The 20638-nt window shown below is 54.7% G+C and carries 18 protein-coding genes; 8 read left to right on the top strand and 10 right to left on the bottom strand.

From position 1 onward, the window contains the following. The first annotated feature begins 26 nt into the window (after positions 1 to 26). The 3 genes from ACR6JA_RS13210 to ACR6JA_RS13220 are packed head-to-tail and all read left to right on the top strand — an operon-like array spanning position 27 to position 2316. The gene (locus ACR6JA_RS13210; RefSeq protein ID WP_213715275.1) at positions 27 to 740 is read left to right on the top strand and encodes a nucleoside recognition domain-containing protein; all 714 of its coding nucleotides are present in this window, start codon (positions 27 to 29) and stop codon (positions 738 to 740) included. Continuing rightward, positions 733 to 1200 carry a YjiG family protein gene (locus ACR6JA_RS13215; RefSeq protein ID WP_494493650.1) on the top strand — a complete coding sequence of 156 codons (468 nt, stop codon included), beginning with the start codon at positions 733 to 735 and terminating at the stop codon, positions 1198 to 1200. Before ACR6JA_RS13210 ends, ACR6JA_RS13215 begins: the two co-directional genes overlap by 8 nt. Positions 1201 to 1203: 3 nt before the next feature. After that, entirely contained in the window at positions 1204 to 2316 is a 1113-nt protein-coding gene (locus ACR6JA_RS13220) for a M20 family metallopeptidase (RefSeq protein WP_494493651.1), read from the top strand. Between the two features lie 139 nt (positions 2317 to 2455). Here ACR6JA_RS13220 and eno read toward each other — a convergent pair whose 3' ends face one another. From eno to rlmD, 5 genes are all read right to left on the bottom strand, one after another. Next, entirely contained in the window at positions 2456 to 3760 is a 1305-nt protein-coding gene (gene eno, locus ACR6JA_RS13225; RefSeq protein ID WP_008458382.1) for a phosphopyruvate hydratase, read from the bottom strand. 87 nt (positions 3761 to 3847) lie between these two features. After that, positions 3848 to 5485 carry a glutamine hydrolyzing CTP synthase gene (gene pyrG, locus ACR6JA_RS13230; RefSeq protein WP_008458383.1) on the bottom strand — a complete coding sequence of 546 codons (1638 nt, stop codon included), beginning with the start codon at positions 5483 to 5485 and terminating at the stop codon, positions 3848 to 3850. A 225-nt stretch (positions 5486 to 5710) separates the two neighbouring features. After that, positions 5711 to 6502 (bottom strand): nucleoside triphosphate pyrophosphohydrolase, encoded by a 792-nt coding sequence (gene mazG / locus ACR6JA_RS13235; protein ID WP_008458385.1) that lies wholly within the window; start codon positions 6500 to 6502, stop codon positions 5711 to 5713. A gap of 76 nt (positions 6503 to 6578) precedes the next feature. Beyond that, on the bottom strand, positions 6579 to 8810 hold the full coding sequence (gene relA / locus ACR6JA_RS13240; RefSeq protein WP_008458386.1) for a GTP diphosphokinase: 2232 nt from the start codon (positions 8808 to 8810) through the stop codon (positions 6579 to 6581). 51 nt (positions 8811 to 8861) lie between these two features. After that, the gene (rlmD, locus tag ACR6JA_RS13245; protein WP_213715405.1) at positions 8862 to 10175 is read right to left on the bottom strand and encodes a 23S rRNA (uracil(1939)-C(5))-methyltransferase RlmD; all 1314 of its coding nucleotides are present in this window, start codon (positions 10173 to 10175) and stop codon (positions 8862 to 8864) included. 61 nt (positions 10176 to 10236) lie between these two features. Here rlmD and barA point away from each other — a divergent pair, with 61 nt between their 5' ends. Then, positions 10237 to 12993, top strand: coding sequence for a two-component sensor histidine kinase BarA (gene barA, locus ACR6JA_RS13250; RefSeq protein ID WP_494493652.1), 2757 nt, complete (start codon positions 10237 to 10239; stop codon positions 12991 to 12993). 56 nt (positions 12994 to 13049) lie between these two features. Here the strand turns inward: barA and ACR6JA_RS13255 are convergent, their stop codons facing one another. Continuing rightward, entirely contained in the window at positions 13050 to 13622 is a 573-nt protein-coding gene (locus ACR6JA_RS13255) for a TetR/AcrR family transcriptional regulator (protein ID WP_213715279.1), read from the bottom strand. A 182-nt stretch (positions 13623 to 13804) separates the two neighbouring features. Here ACR6JA_RS13255 and ACR6JA_RS13260 point away from each other — a divergent pair, with 182 nt between their 5' ends. Next, positions 13805 to 14932: an MBL fold metallo-hydrolase gene (locus ACR6JA_RS13260; protein WP_494493653.1), complete on the top strand. Its 1128-nt coding sequence runs from the start codon at positions 13805 to 13807 to the stop codon at positions 14930 to 14932. Between the two features lie 42 nt (positions 14933 to 14974). Continuing rightward, complete coding sequence (locus tag ACR6JA_RS13265) at positions 14975 to 15316, top strand: helix-turn-helix domain-containing protein (protein WP_008458396.1); 342 nt, start codon at positions 14975 to 14977, stop codon at positions 15314 to 15316. A 46-nt stretch (positions 15317 to 15362) separates the two neighbouring features. Here the strand turns inward: ACR6JA_RS13265 and ACR6JA_RS13270 are convergent, their stop codons facing one another. The 4 genes from ACR6JA_RS13270 to syd form a co-directional block, all read right to left on the bottom strand. After that, entirely contained in the window at positions 15363 to 15812 is a 450-nt protein-coding gene (locus ACR6JA_RS13270; protein WP_039297682.1) for a flavodoxin, read from the bottom strand. Between the two features lie 17 nt (positions 15813 to 15829). Then, positions 15830 to 16609, bottom strand: coding sequence for a tRNA pseudouridine(65) synthase TruC (gene truC / locus ACR6JA_RS13275; protein WP_213715282.1), 780 nt, complete (start codon positions 16607 to 16609; stop codon positions 15830 to 15832). Next, positions 16609 to 16938: a YqcC family protein gene (locus tag ACR6JA_RS13280; RefSeq protein ID WP_494493654.1), complete on the bottom strand. Its 330-nt coding sequence runs from the start codon at positions 16936 to 16938 to the stop codon at positions 16609 to 16611. The genes truC and ACR6JA_RS13280 overlap by 1 nt, the downstream gene beginning before the upstream one ends. 651 nt (positions 16939 to 17589) lie before the next feature. After that, complete coding sequence (gene syd / locus ACR6JA_RS13285; RefSeq protein ID WP_213715284.1) at positions 17590 to 18135, bottom strand: SecY-interacting protein; 546 nt, start codon at positions 18133 to 18135, stop codon at positions 17590 to 17592. Between the two features lie 64 nt (positions 18136 to 18199). Between syd and queF the strand changes: the two genes are divergently transcribed. Together queF and ppnN are read left to right on the top strand one after the other, a co-directional pair. Further along, positions 18200 to 19042 carry an NADPH-dependent 7-cyano-7-deazaguanine reductase QueF gene (queF, locus tag ACR6JA_RS13290; protein ID WP_494493655.1) on the top strand — a complete coding sequence of 281 codons (843 nt, stop codon included), beginning with the start codon at positions 18200 to 18202 and terminating at the stop codon, positions 19040 to 19042. A 115-nt stretch (positions 19043 to 19157) separates the two neighbouring features. Then, on the top strand, positions 19158 to 20522 hold the full coding sequence (gene ppnN / locus ACR6JA_RS13295) for a nucleotide 5'-monophosphate nucleosidase PpnN (RefSeq protein ID WP_008458407.1): 1365 nt from the start codon (positions 19158 to 19160) through the stop codon (positions 20520 to 20522). Positions 20523 to 20638 lie beyond the last annotated feature (116 nt).

Below are 20638 nucleotides of genomic sequence, written 5' to 3' on the forward strand. Positions count from 1 at the left end.
CCTGAAATTACATAAGGAAATGATAAATGGATGATTCTTCTGTTCCCGGACAACAAAGAGTTGGGCCCGCCGCCTGGTTTAGCCTGCTGTTTGCGATGGTCTTTTTTTCTGGCCTGTTAGGCGGAAAAAACTGGTACGGGGTGTTTGACTTCACCACGCTTAACGGCACCTTTGGCAAAGTTGTCAGCGGCGTTAACCCGGCCGGAGAATCGCTGGATGTTGCCAAAAGCGCCTTCCGCGGCAACGGCGGGTATGGCGCAATGGACGGTTTTCTCTTCGCTTTCGGCCTGATTCCCGCCGTGATGTTTGCGCTGGGCATGATTAACGTACTGGAACACTACGGCGCGCTGCGGGCCGCCAGAAAACTGCTTACCCCTCTCCTTCGTCCCCTGATGGGCGTGCCCGGTGCCACGGGCCTTGCGCTAATCGGCAGCCTGCAGAGTACCGACGTTGGCGCGTCACTCACCCGCGTGCTTGCCGATGAAGGCCAGATTACCGAAAAAGAAAAAACCGTGTTCACTATGTTCCAGTTTTCCGCTGGAGCCATGATCACCAACTTTTTCTCTTCCGGGGCCGTGCTCTTCACGCTGATCGCCGTTGACGGCAGCCAGGCCGTGCCAAGCTCTATCGGCATGTGCGTCGCCGTGATGTTCATTATGAAAATCGTGGGGGCAAACATGATGCGCCTGATCCTGAACGTCACAGAACGGAAAACAAAAACGGAGGCGCAACATGGCTGATGCAGCAAAACCGATGATCACCGATGTCTTTGTTGCCGGCGCGCGCAAAGGCTGGACCATCGCCACAACCAGTACGCTACCTAACGTGTTGATGGCATTCATTATTATCTATGCGCTTGAGCTGACGGGCGCGCTGCAGGGTATGGCGTGGCTGTTTGGCCCGGTAATGAAACTCTTTGGACTGCCCGGTGAAGCCGCTGCGGTGCTCATCGGCGGCTGGATGTCGATGGGCGGCGGCGTAGGCGTCGCTATCAGCCTGTTTGAAAGAGGCATTCTCAGCGGTGAACACCTGGCGATTCTCGCACCGGCCATCAATTTGATGGGCTCTCAGGTGCAGTACGCCGGGCGTATCCTCGGCGTGGTCGGTATTCCGGCGAAACGCATTCCTCTGATGATAGCCCTTTCCGTACTCAACGCATTTTGCGCCATGCTGATCATGCGCGTGCTTATTCTGGAGTAACCCATGGATCTGAAACAGTATCTTCAAGAGTTAAAAAGCGTCGTGAATATCGACTGCGGCACCGCCACCGTTGCGGGTGTGGAAGAAGTCAGCCGTATCTTTCAGCAATGGTATCTGTCAGAAAACTGGCACTGCGACAGCGTCGACCTGGGGAACAAAGTGGGGCCGGGTTTGTTCGCCACGAATAAGCCTGACGCCACACAGTACGACGTTTTGCTTGTGGGGCATATGGATACCGTCTTCCCGCCGGGAACCGTCTCAGAGCGCCCTTTCAGCATTGAAGGCGACCGCGCCTATGGACCAGGCGTGTCAGACATGAAAAGCGGGTTGTTATCTATTCTTTGGGCTCTACGCGGCCTGGACAAAGCCGATCTTGATCGGTTAGCTATCGCCGTGGCCATGAACCCAGACGAAGAAACGGGTTCAGCCCATTCACACGAATGGATAGGCGGCATAGCAAAACGCAGCCGCTGCGTGCTGGTATGCGAGGCGGCAAGAGCCGACGGCTCTCTGGTGAAAGCCAGAAAAGGCATGGCTCGTTACCGCCTGACGTTTAAAGGCGTAGCCGCCCATGCAGGCAACGATCCGGAAAAAGGCCGTTCTGCGGTGAAAGCGCTCGCCCACGCGGTGCTGGCAATCAGCGATCTGGCCGATATGACGAAGGGTACCACGTTGAACACCGGCGTGATTTCCGGCGGCGTTGGGGCGAATATCGTGGCGGATCACGCGGAGATGATTGTCGATCTCCGTTTCAATGATAACGACGAATACCTGCGGGTTAACGAGGCCGTTCAGTCGTTCCGCCACCGCCAGTTCGAGCCCGATGTGTTAACCATCGTCGAACAGCAGGCACAAACGCCCGCGATGTCCCCTTCTGCTGAAACGGAAAATCTGATGAAGCTGGTGGAAAAAGCCGGTCAGGCTGTCGACGTGGAAGTTCGCTGGCAGGCGGTGGGAGGCGGCTCAGATGCCAACCACACGGCGGCCTTGGGCGTACCTTCCCTGGACGGGTTTGGCCCTGTCGGCGCAGGATTCCATTCCCCTTCCGAATACCTGGAGCTCAACAGTATCGAACCACGGGTTCGACTGCTACGCGAAGTGATCCGCTCGCTGTAAAAGCAGAATTTTATCCGCATGAGGTTTGTCATCAGCCTAAAGGTCGGTAAGATCCCGGCCTTGTTCATTTCGTAAAAACCAAAGACGAAAAAAAACCCGCCGAAGCGGGTTTTTCAACGTCTAAAGCAGCAGTAAGAACTTACTGGCCTTTAACTTCTTTCAGACCGTTGAACGGTGCTGGGGTGCCCTGTGCAGCCAGAGCTTCTTCGATACGAATCAGCTGGTTGTACTTAGCAACACGGTCAGAACGGCTCATAGAACCGGTTTTGATCTGGCCAGCAGCGGTGCCCACAGCCAGGTCAGCGATGGTCGCATCTTCGGTTTCGCCAGAACGGTGAGAGATAACCGCAGTGTAGCCAGCGTCTTTCGCCATTTTGATCGCAGCCAGGGTTTCGGTCAGGGAACCGATCTGGTTGAATTTGATCAGGATGGAGTTAACGATGCCTTTTTCGATACCTTCTTTCAGGATCTTGGTGTTGGTTACGAACAGATCGTCACCAACCAGCTGGATTTTGTCGCCCAGCACTTTGGTCTGGTATGCGAAACCAGCCCAGTCAGATTCGTCCAGACCGTCTTCGATAGAAACGATTGGGTAATCTTTGGTCAGGTTTTCCAGGAAGTGAGTGAACTCTTCAGAGGTGAACGCTTTGTTGCCTTCGCCAGCCAGAACGTATTTGCCGTCTTTGTAGAACTCAGACGCTGCACAGTCCATTGCCAGGGTAACATCTTTGCCCAGCTCGTAGCCTGCTGCTTTAACCGCTTCAGCGATAACAGCCAGCGCTTCTGCGTTGGAACCCAGGTTAGGCGCGTAGCCACCTTCGTCACCCACAGCAGTGTTCATGCCTTTGGACTTCAGCACTTTTGCCAGGTTGTGGAACACTTCAGAACCGATACGTACCGCTTCTTTCAGAGTTTTCGCGCCAACAGGCTGAATCATGAATTCCTGGATATCAACGTTGTTGTCAGCGTGCTCGCCGCCGTTGATGATGTTCATCATTGGCAGAGGCATAGAGAATTTGCCTGGGGTGCCGTTCAGTTCAGCGATGTGAGCGTAAAGCGGCAGGCCTTTAGAGGCAGCAGCAGCTTTAGCCGCAGCCAGGGAAACAGCCAGAATGGCGTTTGCGCCAAACTTGGATTTGTTCTCGGTGCCATCCAGATCGATCATGATCTTATCGATGTTAGCCTGGTCTTTAGCATCTTTGCCAAGCACAGCTTCAGCGATCGGGCCGTTAACCGCAGCAACAGCTTTCAGTACGCCTTTACCCATGAAACGAGATTTGTCGCCATCGCGCAGTTCCAGAGCTTCACGGGAACCGGTAGAAGCACCTGATGGTGCAGCTGCCAGACCAACGAAACCGCCTTCCAGATGAACTTCGGCTTCAACAGTCGGGTTACCGCGGGAGTCGATGATTTCACGACCGATCACTTTCACAATTTTGGACATAGTAGGTTTTCCTCAAGTCACAACGTTAAACTAAAACTCCAGACAAACAACGCGCGAAAATGTCGCGCGTTGCCGTTCTAACTCTGCTTACTTCGCCTGGCGTTTCTGGTACTCACCGGCGGCTTTCACGAAGCCTGCAAACAGTGGGTGCCCGTCACGCGGAGTCGAAGTGAATTCCGGGTGGAACTGGCAGGCAACAAACCATGGATGATTTGGCACCTCGATGATTTCCACCAGTTGGTCATCACCGGAACGACCTGCAACACGTAAACCAGCTGCTTCAATCGGTTTCAGCAGCATGTTGTTGACTTCGTAGCGATGGCGATGGCGTTCAACAATAGTTGGCTCACCGTACATCTGGCGAACCAGGCTACCGTCGGTCAGCTGGCACTGCTGTCCGCCGAGGCGCATGGTGCCGCCCAGATCGCTCTTCTCGCTGCGCACTTCAACATTGCCTTCTTCATCGCGCCACTCGGTGATCAACGCCACCACAGGGTACTTACAGTCTGGCACAAATTCAGTGGAGTTGGCGTTATCCATGCCCGCCACGTTACGGGCGAACTCGATAAGCGCAACCTGCATACCCAGGCAAATGCCGAGGTACGGGATGTTGTTTTCACGGGCATAGCGCGCGGTGGCAATCTTGCCTTCAACGCCGCGGTAGCCGAAGCCGCCAGGGATCAGAATCGCATCCAGACCTTTCAGCAGCTCAACGCCACGGGTTTCAACATCCTGTGAATCAATCAGCTTGATGTTCACGGTCAGACGGTTTTTCAGCCCGCCGTGTTTCAGCGCTTCAATCACCGACTTATAGGCATCCGGCAGTTCAATGTACTTGCCGACCATACCGATAGTGATTTCGCCCGTTGGGTTGGCTTCTTCATAGATAACCTGTTCCCATTCTGCCAGATTGGCTTCCGGCGCGTTCAAGCTGAATCGTTTACAAATATAATCGTCCAGCCCCTGGGATTTCAACAGGCCTGGAATTTTATAGATAGAATCGACGTCTTTCAGAGAGATTACCGCTTTCTCTGGAACGTTACAGAACAATGCAATCTTCGCACGTTCGTTGGCCGGTACAACGCGGTCAGAACGGCAGATCAGCACGTCTGGCTGGATACCAATGGAAAGCAGTTCTTTTACGGAGTGCTGAGTCGGCTTGGTTTTCACTTCACCGGCTGCGGCCATGTAAGGCACCAGCGTCAGATGCATGTAGAGCGTGTGCTCACGGCCCACTTCTACCGCCATCTGGCGAATCGCTTCAAGGAACGGCAGGGATTCGATGTCACCGACGGTGCCGCCGATTTCAACCAGCACCACGTCGTGGCCTTCGCCGCCTTCCAGAATACGTTCTTTAATGGCGTTGGTGATGTGCGGGATAACCTGCACGGTCGCGCCAAGATAGTCACCACGGCGTTCTTTACGCAGAACGTCAGAGTAGATACGGCCAGTGGTGAAGTTGTTGCGGCGGCTCATCTTGTTACGGATGAAACGCTCGTAGTGACCCAGATCCAGGTCGGTTTCAGCGCCGTCTTCGGTAACGAACACTTCCCCATGTTGAATAGGGCTCATGGTACCCGGATCGACGTTGATGTACGGATCGAGTTTCATGATGGATACGTTGAGGCCACGGGCTTCAAGAATAGCTGCGAGGGAGGCTGCGGCAATGCCTTTACCCAGAGAGGAAACGACCCCGCCGGTCACAAAAATATAGTTCGTTGTCATGCTGAACCTGAGAAGTTAGGTTTAAAGACGATGGAATAACCAGGACGGGAAAGTAGTATACCCGAACAGCATGGGCGCCACAAACATTCATTCTGTTCCCCGGAAATCAATCCGGCCCCACAGTCAGGCTAAGAAAATAGCCCTTCCGTGAGAAATGTTTTTGACGCAAATCAATCGCTTGTTAAATAAAAAGCGCTAAAAAGTGCGGCTGATAGCAAAAACGCTTTAGATTTCAGTTTCCTGGCGTTTCACTTCTTGCCAGGCTTTTTCCATAATTTCCAGCCCGGCCTGCTCCATGGTTAACCCCTGAGCGGCGACAATCGCCTCCACTTTTCGGAAACGAGCCTCGAATTTTCGGTTAGCTTTTTGTAACGCCACCTCAGCTTTGGTGCCCAAATGGCGAGCCAGATTGACGGTGGCGAACAATAAATCACCCACTTCTTCTTCCAGCTTTGCCTCGTCCACCACGGCCTGCTGGGCTTCAAACATGACTTCGTCGATCTCTTCGTGCACTTTATCCAGCACCGGGCCAAGCGTCTTCCAGTCAAAGCCAACGTTTGAGCAGCGTTTCTGGATTTTTTGCGCTCGCATCAACGCGGGCAGCGCCTCTGGGATGTCGTCCAGCGCCGAGTGTTGTGCCTTCTGCGCGCGCTCTTCAATTTTGATTTGCTCCCACTTCGCCAGCACTTCACCGCTGGTCGCGGCGTCGCCGTCAGCAAAGATATGCGGGTGGCGGCGCTCGAGCTTGTCGCCAATCTCCTGGCAGATATCTTCAAAATTAAAGCGCCCTTCTTCCTGCCCCATCTGGGCGTAAAATACCACCTGGAACAGCAGGTCACCCAGCTCGCCGCGCAGGTCGTCAAAATCTTCACGATTAATGGCGTCGAGCACTTCATAGGTTTCTTCGAGCGTGTAAGGGGCGATGGTGGCAAAGGTTTGCTCGCGATCCCACGGGCAACCGTTTTCAGGGTCACGCAGACGCTGCATGATCCCGAGCAGGCGGTCGATTTGAGTCATTGTAATTCCTTGTTTTTTACTCTCGCCCCTAACCCTCTCCCTTTTAGTCAGAGGGTTAGGGGCGAGGGGCAATCAATTAGCCGTGCAACCTGCGGGCATCGATAATGTCCGGCACCTGGTTAAGTTTGCCCAGCACGCGCCCAAGCACCTGCAGGTTATAGATCTCGATAGTCATATCGATGGTGGCAAGCTGCTGTTTCGTGTCACTGCGGCTGGCCACGCCAAGCACGTTGACCTTTTCGTTCGCCAGAATCGTGGTGATGTCGCGAAGCAGGCCGCTGCGGTCGTTCGCCGTGACGCGCACCACCAGCGAATAACCGCTGGAGTAGCTTTCCCCCCAAACAGCATCGACGATACGTTCCGGCGCGTGGGATTGCAGCTCGGCCAACTGGTCACAGTCGGCACGGTGAATCGAGATCCCGCGCCCCTGGGTAATAAAGCCGACGATTTCATCCCCCGGAATCGGCTGGCAGCAGCGGGCGATATGGTGCATCAGATTCCCGACGCCCTCAACGACCACGCGACCATTGTCTTTACTGCGCGACTGCGGCGGCGAATAGCTTTTTTGCGTCAGCTGACGTAGCGCGGCGGCATCCTGCTCCTCGGCGCTTGGCTTATTAAACTGCGCCTGTAGGTAGTTGCTCATCTGGTTGAGGCGGATGTCGCCACCGCCGATAGCCGCCAGCAGTTCTTCAATTTCGTTGAAGTTGTAGCGCGGCAGCAGCGTTTTCTCTGCTTCCTTCAGGCTGATGCCCAGATGCTCAATCTCATCGTCCAGGATCTGGCGTCCGGCAAGAATGTTCTTGTCCCGGTCCTGCTTACGGAACCAGTTGTGGATCTTCGCGCGCCCGCGGCTGGTGGTGATGTACCCGAGATTAGGGTTCAGCCAGTCGCGGCTCGGGTTCGGCTGCTTCTGGGTGATGACCTCGATCTGGTCACCCATTTGCAGCTGATAGGTAAACGGCACGATGCGCCCGCCAATTTTTGCCCCGATACAGCGGTGCCCGACATCACTGTGAATATGGTAGGCGAAGTCCAGCGGCGTCGAGCCAGCAGGGAGGTCAACCACGTCCCCTTTCGGCGTAAACACATACACGCGGTCGTCAAAGACCTGACTGCGGACTTCGTCAAGCATTTCGCCCGAGTCGGACATCTCTTCCTGCCAGGCGATAAGCTTACGCAGCCACGCAATGCGGTCTTCATGGCCGGAACTGCCGCTGCGTGCATTGCCTTCTTTGTACTTCCAGTGCGCGGCCACGCCCAGCTCAGACTCTTCATGCATCTGCTTGGTGCGGATCTGAATCTCTATGGTTTTGCCGTTCGGACCAAGTACCACGGTATGAATAGACTGGTAGCCGTTCGGTTTAGGGTTTGCAACATAGTCGTCAAACTCATCCGGCAGATGGCGGAAGTGAGTATGCACTATCCCCAGCGCCGCGTAGCAATCCTGCAGGCGCTCGGCGACGATACGCACCGCACGCACGTCAAACAGCTCGTCAAACGCGAGGTGCTTTTTCTGCATTTTGCGCCAGATGCTGTAGATGTGTTTTGGTCGGCCATAAACTTCAGCCTTTACGCCCTCTTCTTTCATCGAAGAACGTAATGTGCCGACAAAGTCGTCGATGTACTGCTCGCGATCGATCCGGCGTTCGTGCAGCAGCTTCGCGATACGCTTATATTCTTCCGGGTGCAGGTAGCGGAAACAGTAATCTTCCAGCTCCCATTTGAGCTGGCCAATACCGAGGCGGTTCGCCAGCGGGGCATAAATGTTGGTACATTCTTTGGCCGCCAGTACGCGCTCATCTTCCGGCGCATCTTTCACTTCACGCAGATGGGCGATACGTTCCGCAAGCTTGATGACCACGCAGCGGAAATCATCCACCATCGCCAGCAGCATGCGGCGAACGTTATCCACCTGGTCGGAAGAAACAGAGTCGTTATGGGTCGCTTTCAGGTGGCGTATCGCGTCCATGTCGCGCACGCCGTGAATCAACGTCACCACCTGCTTGCCGACGCTTTCCAGCATCACTTCTTCGCTGACTACGCCAGCATCCGCCAGCGGGAACAGCAGCGCGGCACGCAGCGTATCGTTGTCCATGCTCAGCATCGAGAGGATTTCGACCATCTCCACGCCGCGCCACAGCAATAATTCAGCGTCAGGATGACCTTTGGTCTGGCGTTCACAATACGCCCAGGTTTCGGCTAAGCGTTCACACGATTGCTGGTTGGAAATCCCGAGGCTTGCAATCCATTTTTCGGGCGCAAATTCGCCAGCTTTGTTGAGATGTGCACTTCTTACCGCAACCATTATCCTCTCCTGTCGGACTAACGCTCAGGCCAATACGCCTGATTAACCCTTTCAATTACGCTCAAAGAGCGCCATAGACTCCAGATGCCCGGTGTGGGGGAACATATCGAGCATGGCCAGTCGTTTAATGTGGTACCCGGCGGCCAGCAACGTTTCGCTGTCGCGCGCAAGCGTGGTGGGGTTGCAGGAAACGTACACCACGCGGCTCGGCGCCAGTTTGATGACGTGCTGCATAACACCCGCCGCACCGGCACGCGCCGGGTCGAGCAATATTTTAGTAAATCCTTGTTGCGCCCAGGGCTGACGCGTCACATCATCTTCCAGGTTTTCATGGAAGAATGTCACGTTTTTCAGCGCATTACGCTGAGCATTATATTCGCCTTTCGCCACCAGCGCAGCAACGCCTTCGACCCCCACGACCGCGGCGGCTCGTTTTGCCAACGGCAGGGTGAAATTCCCCATTCCGCAGAACAAATCTAGCACCCGATCCTCAGGCTGCACCTCCAACCACTCGATTGCCCGCGCCACCATTTGCTGATTCACCGCGTCGTTAACCTGGATGAAATCTCGTGGACTAAAGGTTAAGCGTAGCCCGTCTGAATGATACCAGGGCTCTTCCTCGGCTTGGGATTCCAGACTGTCGCTGTCCGGGGCGAGGAATAACGCCACCTGATTGGAATGCGAAAACTGTTCCAGTTTTTCCCGGTCGTCTTTGCTAAGCGGGGCCAAATGGCGCAGCACCATCAGCGGCCCACCGTCAGCCAGAACCAGTTCCACGTGCCCTAACCGGTTCACGATACTTAATTCAGACAAGCTCTGGCGTAAAGGTTCCAGTAATGCTTCAAGCCGGGGCGCCAGCACGGGGCAATGATGAATATCCACCAGCGCTTTATCGCTCGCCTTACGAAAACCCATCTGTAAGGTTTGCGTGCGGGGCAGATAATTCAACCCCAGCCGCGCGCGACGCCGGTATCCCCATGCCCCGGCAGAAATAATTTCATCCACCTGACGAGGCTGTTCGCGCTCGCCCATCATCCGCCCAAGGGCCTTAGATTTTGCCTCCTGCTGCAGCGCCACGCTCGCGTGCTGCTGCTGGCAGCCGCCGCAAACCCCAAAATGCGGGCAACGCGGCTTCACCCTTTCCGGGCTATCACTTAAACGGCGCTTTACCTCAGCCTGAGCGTAGCTACGCTTATCTTCGGTAATGCGAACCTCAACCTGTTCGCCGGGCAGTGCCCCACGAATAAAGAGCGCTTTGCCTTTGTGGCGCGCGACGCCCTGACCGAATGGATCGAGGTCGGTGACGGTCACGGTAAGTAATTCACGATTCGTATCGCGTCGCTTTGCAGAGTAGAATTGCGCCATGATGTAAGTAGATGTGTTCTCAAATGTCACTGTTGCCTTTATTGTCCCATATCGGAACCCCATGACCAACTACAGCCTGCGCGCACGTATGATGATCCTGATTCTGGCCCCGACGCTGTTGGTCGGTTTGCTGCTCAGCATCTTTTTCGTTGTCCATCGTTACAATGACTTACAGCGTCAGCTGGAAGATGCCGGCGCCAGTATTATTGAGCCCCTGGCGGTCTCCAGCGAATACGGCATGAACTTCCACAGCCGGGAGTCGATTCGCCAGTTAGTCAGCGTGCTGCACCGCCGCCATTCGGATATCGTGCGGGGCATTTCAATTTACGATGACAGTAACAAGCTGTTCGTCACCTCTAATTTTCAGCATAACGCCGCTCGCCTGAAGCTGCCCGACGGGGAAAAGCCCCCGAAAGATCTCACCGTCACCCGCGCGGGCGACATTATGATCCTGCGAATGCCGATTATTTCCGAAAGATACTCACCGGATGAGTCCGCTGAAACCAACGTCAAACAAAGTAACAGCACCCTCGGCTACGTCGCCATGGAGCTGGATCTCAAATCCGTTCGCCTGCAGCAATACCGCGAAATCTTTATCTCCACTTTGATGATGCTGTTCTGTATTGGCATTGCGATGCTGTTTGCCTATCGCCTGATGCGCGACGTGACCGGGCCGATCCGCAATATGGTAAATACCGTGGACCGCATTCGCCGCGGGCAGCTCGACAGCCGCGTGGAAGGGTTTATGCTGGGCGAACTGGATATGCTGAAAAACGGCATTAACTCGATGGCAATGTCGCTGACGGCGTATCACGAAGAGATGCAGCACAACGTCGACCAGGCCACCTCCGATCTGCGTGAAACCCTTGAGCAGATGGAAATTCAGAACGTGGAGCTCGATCTTGCCAAAAAGCGGGCTCAGGAGGCCGCCCGTATAAAATCTGAGTTTCTGGCAAATATGTCTCACGAGCTGCGTACGCCGCTAAATGGCGTCATTGGCTTTACTCGCCTGGCCTTAAAAACTGACCTGACGCCAACCCAGCGCGACCACCTCTATACGATTGAACGCTCGGCCAATAACTTGCTCACCATCATTAATGACGTGCTGGACTTCTCCAAGCTCGAAGCTGGCAAGCTGCTGCTGGAATCCATTCCCTTCCCGCTGCGCAACACGCTGGATGAAGTGGTAACTCTGCTGGCACATTCCGCCCACGACAAAGGCCTTGAGCTGACGCTAAATATCAAAAATGACGTGCCGGATAATGTGATTGGCGACCCTCTGCGCCTGCAGCAGGTGGTCACCAATCTGGTGGGCAACGCCATTAAATTCACCGAAACCGGCAACATCGACCTGCTGGTGGAAAAACGAGCGGAAGGAAACAACAAAGTTCAGATTGAAATGCAGATCCACGACACCGGCATCGGCATTCCTGAACAGGAACAATCGCGTCTCTTCCAGGCCTTCCGCCAGGCGGATGCCAGTATTTCCCGCCGCCACGGCGGCACCGGGCTGGGGCTGGTGATCACCCAAAAGCTAGTGAATGAAATGGGCGGTGATATCTCCTTCCACAGTAAACCGAATCGGGGCTCAACGTTCTGGTTCCACATCAGCCTGGACCTGAACCCGAACGCCGTAAACGACAGACAAGTGCTGGACAAGCTGGCAGGTAAACGCCTGGGCTACGTCGAGCCGAACGCCATCGCCGCACAAAGCACCCTGAATTTGCTGCAAAACACACCGCTGGACGTCGTGCACAGCCCGTCACTCACCGGACTGCCCGATGAGCACTACGACATTCTGCTGTGTGGCATTCCCGTCACCTTTACAGAAACGCTCACGCTGGCAAACCCTAAGCTCGCCAAAGCGGTCACCATGGCAGATTGCCTTATTCTGGCCTTGCCCTGCCATACTCAGGTCGGCGCGGAAGAGCTTAAGCGCCAGGGCGTGGCGGGCTGCCTGTCAAAACCGATCACCTCTACGCGCCTGTTCCCGATGCTGCTTGAAAGCTGCCCGAAAGCTAATCTGGCTCTGCCGTTCGTTGAACATAGCGATAAGCTGCCGATGGCCGTCATGGCGGTGGACGATAACCCGGCCAACCTGAAGCTCATCGGCGCGTTACTCGAAGACAGAGTTCAGCAAGTTGTGCTGTGTGAAAGCGGCACGCAGGCGCTGGAGCGCACCCGACAAATGAACATCGACATTATCCTGATGGACATTCAGATGCCGGAAATGGACGGCATCCGCGCCTGCGAGCTGATTCGCCAGTTGCCGCATCACCAGCAAACCCCGGTGATTGCTGTTACTGCCCACGCGCTGGCGGGGCAAAAAGAGAAACTCATGAGCGCCGGCATGAACGACTATCTCGCAAAGCCGATTGAAGAAGAAAAACTGCATCGCCTGCTGATGCGCTACCATCCGGGCAATATCGGCCAGCTTCCCGTTCAGCAGGAAGACCCCGTCCCGCCGGGGATTAATATCAATAAGACGCTGGACTGGAACCTGGCGCTTCGCCAGGCTGCCAATAAAGCCGATCTCGCCCGAGAGATGCTTGACATGCTGCTGGAGTTTTTACCGGAAGTGAGAAATATTCTCGAAGAACAGCTGGTGGGCGACAAGCCCGAAGGGTTGATCGATATCGTGCATAAACTGCACGGGAGCTGCAGCTACAGCGGCGTCCCGCGGATGAAAAAACTCTGCCAGACGCTCGAGCACGAGCTGCGTCACGGCGTAGCGCCGGAGGAGATGGAGCCTGAAATTCTGGAGCTCCTGGACGAGATGGATAACGTTGCGCGGGAAGCGAAGAAGTATCAGATTTGAGTTTAAACCTGGTACGAAGAGGGATCCCGCACGCCCTCTTCGTTTTTACAAAAATGTTAGCCTTTAGTCATGCCACGCCACATCACGTCAAAGCCGGCAGATTTGTATTCATCCCTGCGTGAGGGATCGCGTCCGGCAAATTCCATCGTGGTTTCGGCCAGGCCAAAGAAAATAGCGTCGGCAAATGCCGACTCAATGCCGGTCAGCGCCTCGTTGGTGATACATTCCTTCGACAGGTCACGCAGATCCGGGTAAGCAAGGTAAACCATTTCCAGCGTTTCGGACGTGATCTTGCCGGAAACCGCCAGCTGGCGCATCGCTTTACGCGCATTCATATTCACCAGCCCCCAGTCGATGTAATTCCCCCATACCGTTCTGGAGCGTTCTTTGCTTGGCGCATGCCGGTCGTAGGTTTTCATCAGCTCGTTGCCAAGATCTTGCTTATGATGAAGATAAACGGCGTTCAGCAACTCGTCTTTAGTGGGAAAATAACGGAACAACGTCCCTTCGGCTACCCCCGCCTTTCTGGCAATCAAAGAGGTCGCTGCCCCTAATCCCAGCTCCGCTATCGCGTCGGTTGCCGCATCGAGTAATGCTAATCGTTTATCTTCACTTTTTGGACGAGCCACGGTTCCTCACAAGCCAGTTATCTGAGTGGATAGGGTTTCAGCCATCGGGATCGCCGCGATCGCTGAATGTCATGTTCTTTATCATACCGTAAATTTTGTTGACGGTTGACCTTGCCTGCCTATAATGAGTGTTTACTCACTCAATAGCAATATAACCCGCACAGTTCCTAAGAGAATCTTTTATGGCTGCCGCGCAATCTGGCAAGCGTTCGTTAACCCTAAAATTCATGGTCGTGATTATGTTATTAGGCCTTACTGCCACTAGCGCTGCGCTGTTCCCGATGGCTGAATTTGGCAAACTGCCGCAGGGCAGCCGCCTTGAACGCATCCAGCAATCCCCCCAGTACCGCGACGGCAAGTTCCACAATCAGCAGGACACGCCAATGATGACCGACAAACGCGGTCGCATTGCGGCGCTGTGGGATTTCTTTTTCGACCGGCCAGATACGGTAAAACCCGATCGTCCCCTGCCGCTGATCAAAACCGATCTGGCAAAGCTTGATAAACAGCAGGATCTGGTGGTGTGGCTGGGCCATTCCTCCTGGTTTATTCAGCTCGGCGGCAAACGCATTCTTATCGATCCGGTGTTCAGCCACTATGCCGCCCCGTTCGCCTTTCTAAACAAAGCGTTTGCGGGCGATTATCCGTGGCGAGCGGAAGATATGCCGGACATAGACACTTTGATCATCTCTCACGATCACTGGGATCACCTGGACTACCCCACGCTGCGGGCGCTTAAGCCAAAGATTAAGCAGGTAGTCACCCCGCTTGGCGTTGGCGCACATTTTGAAGTCTGGGGCTTCGATCCCGCGCTTATCCACGAACTGGACTGGCAGGAAAAAGTCGCCATTGACGATGAATTAACGATTCACGCCCTGCCGGCACGCCACTTCTCTGGCCGCGGGTTAACCGGCAACAAAACGCTGTGGGCAAGCTTTATGTTCGTCACGCCGCAGCGAAAAGTTTATTACAGCGGCGATTCCGGCTACGGCCCGCATTTCAAACAGATCGGTGAGCAATTTAGCGATATCGATCTCGCGATCATGGAAAACGGCCAGTATGACGAAGGCTGGAAATACATCCACATGATGCCGGAAGAAGCAGCTCAGGCGACGGAAGACCTGGGGGCGAAAACCATGGTGCCAGGGCACGCAGGCCGGTTTGCATTGGCGAACCACAGCTGGGACGAGCCTTTCCGCCGTATAGCAACCGCCAGCGCAGGCCGCAGCTATCAGCTGCTCACGCCGGAAATGGGGCAAATACTGGAAGTGAGTCAACCGCGTCAGGCCTTCGATGCCTGGTGGGAATAGCGTTATCAATTATCGAACGAGCAAGATGTAGAAGGAGGTGGTATGTCCATGCCTAAAGATTTTATGGAATCTCTGCTTGAGTGGGTCGATGGCAATATGCAGCGCCCGCTGCGTATTGAAGAAGTCGCCAGGCAGTCCGGCTACTCGAAGTGGTACCTGCAGCGGATGTTCTCAGACTGGGCGGGGAAAAGCCTCGGCGCCTACATTCGTGAACGTAAATTGCAGTTAGCGGCAGAAGATCTGAAAAATACCGAGGACAAAATCCTCGATATCTCAGTGCGCTACGGTTTCGATTCGCAGCAATCTTTTACCCGCACGTTCGGGAAACGGTTCAATACCTCTCCCGGCGCCTACCGTCGCGAGCACGAACCCCCGCTTAATTAAGACCTTTTCTGGGTGGGTATGCGCCGCTTACCCACCCTGTTTTCACTTACTTCAGTAAAGTCGCCCACTGCTCAACCCACGGGCCGGAAACCACTTCAGGCTCCGGATGGTCGTTGGCGTCAATCGTTAAAACCTCAGCAATGCGGGTTGCGCCCTGCTCCTGCAATAAAGCGTCAAACTGCTTGCCGCCGCCGCAGAAGTGGTCGTAGTTGCTGTCACCCAGCGCAATCAAACCATAATGTAGCTCAGGCTGGTAACCCAGCTGATCTTTGATGGCCTGAAATAGCGGAACAATGCTGTCCGGCAGATCGCCCTGCCCCGTCGTGGACGTGACCACCAGCGCATAATGATTGCGGTAATATTGCCACTCGGTCAGGTCGGGATCTTCAAACACCTTTGCCTGATGGCCGTGTTTTTTCAGAATGGTTTCGGCTTCTTCCGCCACTAACAGCGCATTGCCGTACATCGTGCCTACAAAAATACCCACTTCGGCCATCGGTAACTCCTTAAGAATTAGGGACAAGGCTTATCCAGGCAGCTCGCCGGATCACACTCACTATTTTCAACATCCGGCAACAGACCGCGCCAGCCAAATTGTGTCAGCATTTGCATCCATGTCTCATCCAGCCCCGCTTTTAGCGTCAGCGGTTCCCCGGTAATAGGGTGCTTTAAAGAGAGCTGGCTGGCATGCAGCATCAGGCGCTGGCAATCGAAATGCTCTGCCGCCCCGCGATTCTGACGCAAATCGCCGTGTTTGGAATCGCCAATAATGGGATGCCGAAGATGCGCCAGATGCCGCCGAAGCTGGTGTTTACGGCCAGTCTTTGGCTCAAGCTCCACCAGGCTGTAGCGCGCGCTTGAATAGCGCCCCACCGCCACCGGCATTTCGACCGTTGCCAGCCCGCGATAATGCGTCACTGCGGGCTGTGGCCCTTTGTCCTGGTCACTAAATTTATCGGCGATTTTATCCAGCTCTTCAACCAGAGGATAATCCAGCACGGCTTCGTCCTGCAGCCAGCCTCGCACCACAGCATGGTAGCGTTTCTGCATCTGGTGCTGCTCAAATTGCTGCGACAGCAGGCGGCCTACTTCGCTGGACAGCCCCATCAACAGCACGCCAGAGGTTGGTCTGTCGAGGCGATGAACGGTAAAAACGTGCTGGCCAATCTGGTCGCGGACGGTTTGCATCACCACGACTTTTTCGTGCCTGTCCAGCCAGCTGCGGTGAACCAGCCAGCCGGACGGTTTGTTCACGGCAACCAGCCATTCATCCTGGTAAATAATCTCCAGCATCACCCCTGTTCCGCGTTAAACAGTGCATCCAGCTCAAGCAGCACGGCAAGGAGAGGTTCACGCACGGCATGCGTCGCATCCAGCGCCATCTCATAATAAGGGGCGATAGCAAAGGCGTCAGGCAGAGGATGCTGGCTGTCCAGCAGCGCGTGCATACGAGGGATCAGGACCCATTGTAGCCATTCGTGGGGCTCCAGCGTATCCATGCAGAAAGGCTGCGTGCTCTCAAATGCTGTGGGATCGGGAGGCAGGCCCTGCCAGAGGGAATGATCGCGCAGGATCTGCTCAATGGTGAGTAAATGATGGCGAACCAGCGTCTGGCGCTCCATGAAAACCTCATTCGTCAGTGGAAAAGAGCGGTACAGAATAACACTTCTTCGCTGCCCGTGAAAAAGGCATAAAAAAAGGGAGCACTGTTTACACAGTGCTCCCGGTTCGTTTCGCAGCTAATCCAGCTACTTTTCATGCTCCCTGCTCATCCATGACAACTTTGTCCTCTGGTCTCCTGACCAGCAATCCATCGCCAGGGCTCCCTGCTACCATCATCCTGATGGGTGTCCAACATCATCCTGACGCGAAATCCTTGAGTCTTCCTGACCCACCGCACTCCTGTTACGGCTCTCATTCTCCGTCCTGGAGGTGTCCCTTAACTCTGCCTGAGTTATCCGTGCTTCATCTGTGAAGCCTTCCTTGTTCGCCATCCCGGCGGGTTCCTTTAGTAAGAAGCGACATCATCCTAATGTCTCCTTCATTACGTCGACATCCTGTCGATGAATATAGGATCCCCTATTTGCCCGCATGTGACAAGGCATGCAGCGGTGCTGCGGGCAAAAACTTTCATTCGGAACTTTCCTAAAACAAAAATAAATCATTGTTTTATAAAGACATCGATAAATGAGAGTCGCTTTCATCTGCCGTCAAATGTAGCGATCTCTCACACGGCTTGTAAGAGATCTCTCACAGGAACTTGGGCAAAAAAGCTAGATCACCTGTGGCGTTAAGGCATTCAGAAAGTCAGGGAGGGAGGCGGAAAGCACGGTGCGCTGCGGGGTGCCGATTCTTTCAAGCACCACTTCACCTGTCAAGTTGCATAGTGAAAGGACTTCCATTTCATCTTCCGTGGTGGCTAAAAACAGCGTCGGAGATAACTTCAAACGCTTCTGCGTCACCAGATGGCCAATCAGGTTCTCCTGCACGCGAACAAAGTCGTCCTCGCTCCACGCCTGAAGCAGCGTCAGCGCAGTATTTCCATGTACGGCGGGCATATCTCCGGCAAATTGCGTGGTGTAAAACGCTTCAACGGCAGGTTGGAGGGAAATATCCAATGCTCGCTCTACGGCGCTTAAATCCGCTTCTGGTATAAACGGCTGGGGCTGCCAGCGCACGTCTCCCCCGGTGGTCGTGACAATGCACGGCGAAGGAATGCCGTACAGTGCTTCACTGGCAGGCCAGCCTCCCGTTTCCTCCTGCCACTGGTCGCAAAAACGGCGGGTAAACTCTTTAAGGGCAAAGGCGACTTCGTTCATTAATTTCTCACTCGCGTAGGCTGGGGTACAATAAAAGCCAATTGTACCTTTATCTCGGTGAAACATGTCCTACGAAAATCACCAGGCTCTAAGTGGCCTGACGCTGGGTAAGCCCACGGCTTATCAGGATCAATACCAGCCTTCGCTACTGCAGGCCGTACCGCGCAGCCTGAATCGCGATCCGCTTGGCCTCCACGCCGACAGCCTGCCATTCAGCGGCGGCGACATCTGGACGCTCTACGAACTCTCATGGCTGAACAGCAATGGCCTGCCCCAGGTCGCCGTGGGCCATGTGCAGTTAGACGCCAACAGCGTCAATCTTGTGGAGTCCAAAAGCTTTAAGCTCTACCTGAACAGCTTTAACCAGACCCGCTTCGCCGACTGGGAAACCGTCCAGGCAACGCTGAAGCGTGATTTAAGCGCCTGCGCCGAAGGCGACGTCAGCGTGGTGCTGTTCCGCCTGCATGAGCTGGAAGGCCAGGAAATCGCAGCGTTCAGCGGAGAATGCATCGATGAGCAGGACATCGCCATCGACAGCTACGACTTCAATGCAGATTATCTGCAACAGGCTGCGGGGGATGAGATCGTGGAAGAGACGCTGGTTAGCCACCTGCTGAAGTCCAACTGCCTGATCACCCACCAGCCAGACTGGGGCTCCGTACAGATTCACTATCGTGGTCCAAAAATCGATCGCGAAAAGCTGCTGCGCTATCTGGTCTCCTTCCGCCATCACAACGAGTTTCATGAGCAGTGCGTAGAGCGCATCTTTAATGACCTGCAGCGCTTCTGCCAGCCGCACTCGCTCAGCGTCTACGCACGCTACACGCGTCGGGGCGGGTTGGACATTAACCCGTGGCGTACGAATACCGATTTCCATCCTGCTTTTGGCCGCCTGACCCGCCAATAAGTGCGAAATAGCTCCCAGCGCCAAAAGCGAATGTGGTTTACGGGTTGTTAAAGTGAACAGGCCAGGGCTATTGTAATCTGTGAGAACGGCACTTTTCGTTCCGTAAGGAGTTCACTTGATTACACATATTAGCCCGCTTGGCTCAATGGATATGTTGTCGCAGCTGGAAGTCGATATGCTTAAACGCACCGCCAGCAGCGACCTTTATCAACTGTTTCGTAACTGCTCACTGGCGGTCCTTAATTCCGGCAGTCAAACCGACAGCAGCAAAGAGCTGCTTTCTCGCTACCAGAACTTTGACATCAATGTGTTACGCCGTGAACGTGGCGTAAAACTCGAACTGATTAACCCCCCGGAAGATGCCTTTGTTGACGGCCGAATCATCCGCGCGCTGCAGGCTAACCTGTTTGCCGTCCTGCGCGATATTCTGTTTGTTAACGGCCAAATTACCAACGCAGGTCGTTTTCAGCATTTGAACAAAGAAAACTCTATTCATATCACCAACGTGGTGTTTTCTATTTTACGAAATGCCCGCGCGCTGCACGTGGGTGAAGCCCCGAACCTGGTGGTTTGCTGGGGCGGCCACTCCATTAACGAAAACGAATACCTGTATGCCCGCCGTGTGGGCACTCAGCTTGGCCTACGCGAGCTGAATATCTGCACCGGCTGCGGGCCGGGGGCGATGGAAGCGCCGATGAAAGGTGCCGCCGTCGGCCACGCTCAGCAGCGCTATAAAGAAGGGCGTTTTATCGGCCTGACGGAGCCTTCGATCATCGCCGCCGAGCCGCCTAACCCGCTGGTCAACGAACTGATCATCATGCCGGATATTGAAAAACGCCTTGAGGCGTTCGTGCGCATTGCCCACGGCATCATTATCTTCCCTGGCGGGGTTGGTACCGCAGAAGAGCTGCTCTACCTGCTTGGCATTCTGATGAATCCACACAACCACGATCAGGTACTGCCGCTAATCCTCACCGGGCCGAAAGAAAGCGCGGATTACTTCCGTGTGCTGGATGAATTTATCGTTAGCACCCTGGGCGAGAAAGCGCGCCAGCATTATAAAATCATCATCGACGACGCAACTGAAGTCGCCCGCCTGATGAAAAAAGCTATGCCACAGGTGAAAGAGAACCGCCGTGAAACCGGCGATGCCTACGGCTTCAACTGGTCCATTCGCATCTCTCCAGATCTGCAGATGCCGTTTGAACCGACCCACGAAAACATGGCTAACCTGCAGCTCTACCCTGATCAGCCTGCGGAAAAGCTGGCCGCCTCGCTGCGGCGCGCCTTCTCAGGCATCGTTGCCGGCAACGTGAAGGAGCCTGGTATTCATGCCATCGAAAAATACGGCCCGTACAAACTGCACGGGGACCCGGACATGATGAAACGCATGGATGTTCTGCTGCAGGGCTTTGTCGCCCAGCACCGCATGAAGCTGCCCGGCAGCGCCTACATTCCCTGCTACGAAATAGTGCGTTAACCTTCCAGGGCGGCCAGTGGTCGCCCTTCTTTTTACCTTTCTCAAAGCCATTTAATCGATTGCGCTCACACTTAAAAGCACAAACATTGCGACCTGAAGCAAATACTCGTTGAAAA

It is taken from the genome of Cedecea sp. B1(4) (assembly GCF_059414925.1).